The following is a 4,950-nucleotide window of genomic DNA, read 5'->3' on the forward strand; positions in this document are numbered from 1 at the left end:
CACGACGACATCGGAGTATGCGCCGAGCACGCCCGTGACGCGGCGCGCGAAGACGGCGAGAGGATCGGATGCCTCGGGCCCCCGGCGCCGGTGCGCCGTGGCCGCCGCCCACACCTCGTCGTCGACGTCGACGTGCGCCACCTGGCCGGTGGCGTGCACGCCGGTGTCGGTGCGGCCGGCGACGACGAGCCGGGTCTCGGTGCGCAGCACGCGTCCAAGCGCGTCCTCCAGGGTGCCCTGCACGGTGCGCAGTCCGGGCTGGCGGGCCCACCCGCGGAAGTGCGAGCCGTCATAGGCGATGTCGAGGCGGATCCGCACGACTTCCAGCCTAGCCACGGCACGGCTTAGAATCGGTGCGGCGAAGCATCCACTCCCCTCGCCCGAAAGCCTCATGAACGACGCCGCCTCCGTTGTGCCCGCGCGCCCGCCGCTGCGCCTCACGGGGCTCGACGGACTGCGCGCGATCGCGGTTGCACTCGTCGTCGTCTACCACCTGTTCCCGCAGTGGTTCATGCAGGGCGGGTTCATCGGCGTCGACGTGTTCTTCGTCATCAGCGGCTTTCTCATCACGACCCTGCTGCTGAATGAGCGCGACAAGACCGGCACGGTGCGGCTGCTGCCGTTCTGGCGGCGACGCGCCCGGCGCCTGCTCCCCGCCCTCGCCCTGCTGGTCACGGTGTGCGCGAGCGTCGCGTGGCTGATCGGCGGCGACGTGCTCGTGAAGATGGGCGCGCAGATCATCGGCGCGGCGACCTTCAGCTACAACTGGGTCTCGCTGGCCGCCGGCACCAGCTACTTCACGCAAGACACTCCCGAGCTCTTCCGCAACCTGTGGTCGCTCGCCGTCGAAGAGCAGTTCTACGTGCTGTGGCCGCTCGTGCTGCCCCTGTTCCTGCTGCTGCCGTGGCGGTGGCTGCGCACGACCGTCGCCCTGGCGGCCGCCGCGGTGTCGGCGACGTGGATGGGCGTGCTCATCGCCGTCGGCGCCGATACGACCCGCGCCTACTTCGGCACCGACTCGCACGCGTTCGGCATTCTGCTGGGCGTCGCGCTCGCGTTCGGGTTGCGGCCGGTCGTGCGGGACCCCGCGGAATGGATGCTGCGCGCCCCCGCGCGGATCGTCTCGCTGGCGGTCGGGGGCGCCGCCGTCGCCGGGCTCATCGTGGTGGGAACGATACCCGCGGGCGACTCGGTGGCGACCTTCCCGGGCGAGCTGGTCGCGGCCAGCCTGCTCTCGGCACTCGCCATCGCCGCCGGGGCGTGGCCGCGCTCGTGGTTCGGCGCCGGCATCGACGTGCCCCCGCTGCGCTGGATCGGCGACCGCTCGTACGGCCTCTATCTGTGGCACTGGCCCGTGCTCGTGCTGCTCATGGCCTGGGCTGAGGGGCGCGGGCCCGGCCACCTGGTGCCGGTCGGCGTCGGGGTGGCCGCGCTCGTCGTCACCGTCGTGGCTGCCGAGCTGTCGTACCGGTTCGTCGAGCAGCCGGTGCGGCGCCACGGGTTCCGCGGGTCGCTCACACGGCTCGGCACGGCCCTCGGCGGTGCGCCCGCCGCGCGCTTCGGCGCCCTCACCGCCCTCGCCGCCACGGTCGCCGTGATCGGCGGCACCACCGCGGCCATCGCCGCGGCACCGCAGACCACCAGCGCCGAGGACGCCATCACCGCCGGACAGACGGCGCTCGAGAGCGCCACGCCGTCGGTTTCGCCGACACAGACACCGAGCCCGGGCGCGGTCCCGGCGGAGCCTCCCGACGATCTGCTCGACCCGCCCGGGATGCCCGTGCCCCCCGAGCCCGTCCCCGTGACCGGCGCGCAGGTGACGGCCGTCGGCGACTCGGTCATGCTCGCCTCGGCGGGCGCGCTGCTCGAGCGGTTCCCCGGCATCTCGGTCGACGCCGCCGTGTCGCGCTCGATGTGGGCGGCCCCGACGATCCTGCGCAACCTGGATGCCGGCGGGCAGCTGCGCGAGTTCGTCGTGCTCGCGCTGGGCACCAATGGGCCCGTCGCCGCGTCGGCCATGCAAGAGGCGCTCGATATCGTCGGCCCCGATCGGCAGCTCATCCTCGTCGACGCATATGCGCCTCGCAGCTGGATCCCCGGGGTGAACAGCGAGCTGCGCGCCTTCGCCGACGCGCACCCGAACGTCACCGTGGCGGCATGGTCGGCGGTGGCCGACGCCCATACCGACCTGCTCGCCGGCGACCGCATCCACCCCGGCGATGCCGGGGGCCGCCTGTTCGCCGACACGGTCGGCACGGCCCTCGACGCGGCCGAGCAAAGCCGGGTCGACGAGATCTACCGCGCCGAGATGCGCGAGTGGCGCTTCGCGCAGTACGAGGCGTACCGCGACCGCCTCGGCGTGCACTGACCCGCGCCCGGGCGCTGCTTCCCGCGCCCCACGCCGAACGCACGAGACCCGCACACCGACGCGGTGTGCGGGTCTCACAACATGCGGGATGCCTACTCGGGCTTCTCCTCTTCGGCGGCGGCGCCCTCCTCGGGCGACTCGGCACCGGCATCCGCTGCGTCGTTGCCCTCGGCGACCTCGTCGGCTGCGTCCTGCGCCTCGTCGGCCTCGGCAACGGCCTCGGTCGCCGCCTCCTCGACCTCCGCCTCGGGCTCAGGTGCGGCCTCGGCCGCAGGCGCGGACTTCTTCGCGCTCTTCGGCTTCGGGTTCACCGGCTCGAGCACGAGCTCGATGACCGCCATCGGGGCGTTGTCGCCCTTGCGGTTGCCGACCTTCGTGATGCGGGTGTAGCCGCCCTCACGGTCGGCGACCAGCGGTGCGATCTCGGTGAAGAGGACGTGCACGACCTCCTTGTCACCGATGACCGACAGCACACGACGGCGCGCATGCAGGTCGCCGCGCTTCGCGAACGTGATGAGACGCTCGGCGAGTGGACGCAGGCGCTTGGCCTTGGTCTCGGTCGTCTTGATCGACTTGTGGGTGAACAGCGCGGCGGCGAGGTTCGCCAGCAGCAGCCGCTCGTGTGCGGGGCCGCCGCCGAGGCGCGGTCCCTTCGTGGGCTTGGGCATACTCAGTTACTCCAGGGATTCCAGGTAGAAAGGTCAGGCGGTCTCGTCGTCGTAGCCGCCGAAGAACTGGGCGCCGTCGAAGCCGGGCACCGAGTCCTTGAGCGACAGACCGAGCGACACGAGCTTGTCGCGCACCTCGTCGACCGACTTCTGACCGAAGTTGCGGATGTTCATGAGCTGCGTCTCTCTGAGTGCGACGTGCTCCGAGACAGTGTTGATGCCCTCGCGCTTGAGGCAGTTGTAGGATCGCACCGACAGGTCGAGGTCCTCGATCGGCATCGACAGCTCGTTCGACAGCACCGTCTCGACCGGTGCGGGGCCGATCTCGATGCCCTCGGCCTCGACGTTCAGCTCGTGGGCGAGGCCGAACAGCTCGGTGAGGGTGCGACCGGCCGAGGCGACCGCGTCGCGCGGCGCGATCGACGGCTTGGTCTCGACATCCAGCACGAGCTTGTCGAAGTCGGTGCGCTCACCGGCACGCGTCGCGTCGACGCGGTAGCTGACCTTCAGCACCGGCGAGTAGATCGAGTCGACCGGGATCTGGCCGGCCTCGGCGTACTCGTTGCGGTTCTGGGTCGCCGACACGTATCCGCGACCGCGCTCGATGGTGAGCTCGAGCTCGAACTTGGCGGTGTCGTTGAGGGTCGCGATGACCAGCTCGGGGTTTTGCACCTCGACGCCGGCGGGAGCCGAGATGTCGGCGGCCGTGACCTCACCGGAACCCGTCTTGCGCAGGTACGCCGTGATGGGCTCGTCGCGCTCGCTCGAAACCACGAGCTGTTTGATGTTGAGGATGATCTCGGTGACATCCTCCTTCACCCCGGGGATGGTGCTGAACTCGTGGAGGACGCCGTCGATCCGGATCGACGTGACGGCCGCACCGGGAATCGACGACAGCAGGCTGCGGCGCATCGCGTTGCCGATCGTGTAGCCGAATCCGGGCTCCAGCGGGTCGATGGCGAACCGGCTGCGGAACTCCGAGATCTTCTCCTCGGTCAGGGTGGGACGCTGTGCAATGAGCACTATGTGTTCCTTTCGATCACGTGCCCGCTATATGACACGTGCTTATCGGTGAGATGTTGAGTTGTCTTCGGGGCTTCGCTGCGTCAAACGCGGCGGCGCTTGGGGGGCCGGCAGCCGTTGTGCGCCTGTGGTGTCACGTCCTGGATCGAACCGACCTCGAGGCCGGCGGCGGTCAGCGAGCGGATCGCCGTCTCGCGCCCCGAGCCCGGGCCCTTCACGAAGACGTCGACCTTCTTGACGCCGTGCTCCTGCGCCTGGCGGGCGGCGGCTTCCGCGGCCATGCCGGCAGCGTACGGGGTCGACTTGCGCGAGCCCTTGAACCCCACACCGCCCGACGACGCCCAGCTGATGACGGCGCCCGACGGATCGGTGATCGAGACGATGGTGTTGTTGAACGTCGACTTGATGTGGGCGTGACCCAGCGCGATGTTCTTCTTCTCCTTGCGGCGCGGCTTGCGCGCGGCGGACTTGGCCTGTGCCATGTGCGTGTTCTCCTAAACCTTGGCCGGGCGCTTAGCGCGCCTTCTTCTTGCCGGCGACGGTGCGCTTGGGGCCCTTGCGGGTGCGCGCGTTGGTCTTGGTGCGCTGGCCACGCACCGGGAGGCCGCGGCGGTGACGCAGGCCTTCGTAGGAGCCGATCTCGACCTTGCGGCGGATGTCGGCGGCGACCTCACGGCGGAGGTCGCCCTCCACCTTGTAGGTGGCCTCGATGTGGTCGCGGAGGGCGATGAGCTGGTCGTCGCTGAGGTCCTTCACGCGGATCGACTCATCGATCCCGGTGGCCGCGAGGATCTCGACGGAGCGGGTACGGCCGATGCCGTAGATGTAGGTGAGGGCGATCACCACGCGCTTGTCGCGCGGGATGTCGACGCCGGCAAGACGTGCCATGCG

Annotated in this window: 5 protein-coding genes and 1 pseudogene; 1 reads left to right on the plus strand and 5 read right to left on the minus strand. The window is 70.3% G+C overall.

Annotation, left to right across the window (positions count from 1 at the left end):
- Positions 1 to 318 (minus strand): annotated as a pseudogene (locus ACK5IN_RS01940) (tRNA pseudouridine(38-40) synthase TruA); the annotation flags it as partial.
- Positions 319 to 391: 73 nt separating this feature from the next.
- Between ACK5IN_RS01940 and ACK5IN_RS01945 the strand changes: the two are divergent.
- Entirely contained in the window at positions 392 to 2,368 is a 1,977-nt protein-coding gene (locus ACK5IN_RS01945) for an acyltransferase family protein (RefSeq protein ID WP_416894547.1), read from the plus strand.
- A gap of 92 nt (positions 2,369 to 2,460) precedes the next feature.
- On the opposite strand, the gene rplQ is transcribed toward ACK5IN_RS01945, so the two are convergent.
- The 4 genes from rplQ to rpsM all read right to left on the minus strand — a co-directional run bounded on the left by rplQ (position 2,461) and on the right by rpsM (position 4,947).
- Entirely contained in the window at positions 2,461 to 3,036 is a 576-nt protein-coding gene (gene rplQ / locus ACK5IN_RS01950; protein WP_416894548.1) for a 50S ribosomal protein L17, read from the minus strand.
- 33 nt (positions 3,037 to 3,069) lie between these two features.
- Complete coding sequence (locus ACK5IN_RS01955) at positions 3,070 to 4,059, minus strand: DNA-directed RNA polymerase subunit alpha (protein ID WP_416894549.1); 990 nt, start codon at positions 4,057 to 4,059, stop codon at positions 3,070 to 3,072.
- A gap of 83 nt (positions 4,060 to 4,142) precedes the next feature.
- Entirely contained in the window at positions 4,143 to 4,541 is a 399-nt protein-coding gene (gene rpsK, locus ACK5IN_RS01960) for a 30S ribosomal protein S11 (RefSeq protein WP_376129457.1), read from the minus strand.
- Between the two features lie 31 nt (positions 4,542 to 4,572).
- The gene (gene rpsM / locus ACK5IN_RS01965) at positions 4,573 to 4,947 is read right to left on the minus strand and encodes a 30S ribosomal protein S13 (protein ID WP_416894550.1); all 375 of its coding nucleotides are present in this window, start codon (positions 4,945 to 4,947) and stop codon (positions 4,573 to 4,575) included.
- Between the last annotated feature and the right edge of the window lie 3 nt (positions 4,948 to 4,950).

Source organism: Microbacterium sp. (genome assembly GCF_047971895.1).
Classification (GTDB): domain Bacteria; phylum Actinomycetota; class Actinomycetes; order Actinomycetales; family Microbacteriaceae; genus Microbacterium.

Bases quoted from the DNA above. Each gene is read 5' to 3' on its own strand.
- ACK5IN_RS01945 (WP_416894547.1), top strand. From the start codon at position 392: ATGAACGACGCCGCCTCCGTTGTGCCCGCGCGCCCGCCGCTGCGCCTC.
- rplQ (WP_416894548.1), bottom strand. From the start codon at position 3,036: ATGCCCAAGCCCACGAAGGGACCGCGCCTCGGCGGCGGCCCCGCACAC.
- rpsK (WP_376129457.1), bottom strand. From the start codon at position 4,541: ATGGCACAGGCCAAGTCCGCCGCGCGCAAGCCGCGCCGCAAGGAGAAG.
- rpsM (WP_416894550.1), bottom strand. From the start codon at position 4,947: ATGGCACGTCTTGCCGGCGTCGACATCCCGCGCGACAAGCGCGTGGTG.